At 58.9% G+C, this 1,196-nt stretch carries 1 protein-coding gene; it reads right to left on the bottom strand.

Translation table 11 applies throughout. The features are described from left to right. A partial coding sequence (tuf, locus tag GY725_00255; protein ID MCP4002601.1) for an elongation factor Tu occupies window positions 1-1,190 on the bottom strand: 1,190 nt, incomplete at its 3' end. Between the last annotated feature and the right edge of the window lie 6 nt (window positions 1,191-1,196).

The following is a 1,196-nucleotide window of genomic DNA, read 5'->3' as shown; positions in this document are numbered from 1 at the left end:
TACTCGACAATTTTCGAAACGACGCCGGCCCCAACCGTGCGACCACCCTCGCGGACCGCAAAACGCAATCCCTCTTCCATCGCGATCGGCGCAATCAGCTTTACACTCATCTTGACGTTGTCGCCCGGCATCACCATCTCGATCCCCTCAGGAAGGTCACACGCCCCCGTCACGTCGGTGGTGCGAAAGTAAAACTGCGGTCGGTAACCGTTGAAAAACGGCGTGTGCCGACCACCTTCGTTCTTACTCAGCACGTACACTTCCGCTTCAAACGCCGTGTGCGGGGTGATACTGCCCGGAACGCACAACACCTGGCCGCGCTCGACTTCCTCGCGCTTGGTGCCGCGCAACAATATCCCGACGTTATCTCCCGCCTCGCCGCTGTCGAGCAGCTTGCGGAACATTTCAACCCCCGTTACCGTAGTTTTCGCCGTGTCCCGAATGCCGACAATCTCGATCGAATCGCCAACTTTGACAATGCCCCGATCGATTCGACCCGTCGCCACCGTGCCCCGACCGGAAATCGAGAATACGTCTTCGACCGACATCAAAAACGGCTGGTCGATCGGGCGTTCGGGCAACGGTATGTAGTTGTCGAGCGCCTCGAGCAGTCGCGCAATCGACGGCTCGCCAATCTCGCTGTCATCACCTTCCAGCGCTTTCAGCGCCGACCCGGTAATAATCGGCGTGTCGTCGCCCGGAAACTCGTAGATATCCAGCAATTCTCGCACTTCCATTTCAACCAGCTCCAGCAGTTCCTCGTCATCGACCATGTCGGCCTTGTTCAGGTACACGACGATGTACGGTACGCCCACCTGGCGCGCCAGTAGTATGTGCTCGCGGGTTTGCGGCATCGGACCGTCGGCAGCCGAACACACCAGGATCGCTCCGTCCATTTGCGCGGCACCGGTAATCATGTTTTTGACGTAGTCGGCGTGGCCCGGGCAGTCGACGTGCGCATAGTGGCGGGTGTCCGACTCGTATTCCACGTGCGCAGTGGCTATCGTGATGCCGCGCGCGCGCTCTTCCGGGGCGTTGTCGATCTGGTCGTACGCCTTCGCTTCACCGCCCATCTTTTCGGCCTGTATCTTCGTGATCGCCGCTGTCAGCGTCGTCTTGCCATGGTCAACATGGCCGATCGTTCCCACATTTACGTGTGGCTTGGTTCTCTCAAATTTTTGTTTGGACACCGCTAT

The organism is bacterium (assembly GCA_024226335.1).
In the GTDB taxonomy this organism is placed as follows: Bacteria; Myxococcota_A; UBA9160; order SZUA-336; family SZUA-336; genus JAAELY01.
The sequence above is the reverse complement of the archived record's forward strand: the minus strand, read 5'-3'. Positions and strand labels throughout refer to the sequence as shown.